The sequence below is a fragment of the Pectobacterium brasiliense genome (assembly GCF_013449685.1).
In the GTDB taxonomy this organism is placed as follows: domain Bacteria; phylum Pseudomonadota; class Gammaproteobacteria; order Enterobacterales; family Enterobacteriaceae; genus Pectobacterium; species Pectobacterium brasiliense_A.
Map to the genome: position 1 here is coordinate 1 of NZ_JACDSF010000149.1, position 303 is coordinate 303.

1 protein-coding gene is annotated in these 303 nt (G+C 59.7%); it reads left to right on the top strand.

Features of this window, described 5'->3' with window-relative positions; genetic code table 11:
* Positions 1-303 (top strand): contractile injection system protein, VgrG/Pvc8 family (locus H0248_RS21770; RefSeq protein ID WP_257981587.1); only part of this gene is annotated, 303 nt, incomplete at both ends.

Below are 303 nucleotides of genomic sequence, written 5' to 3' on the forward strand. Positions count from 1 at the left end.
TCGGGTCAGCGGGATTATCAGTGGCTTCACGCAGGGTGACACCGGATTCCGGCGCACGCGCTATCAGATAGAAGTCCGTCCTGCCCTGTGGCGGCTGGGGTTACGCACCAACGCGCGCATTTTTCAGGCGCAGAAGCCGGAAGCGATTATCGGCGCGCTGCTGGAAGAAGCCGGTATCACCGACTACGCCTTTGCGCTGCGCCATGCGCACGCGGTGCGAGAATACTGCGTGCAGTATCGGGAAAGCGATTTAGCCTTTATCACCCGACTGGCCGCAGAAGAAGGCCTGTATTTCTTCCACGA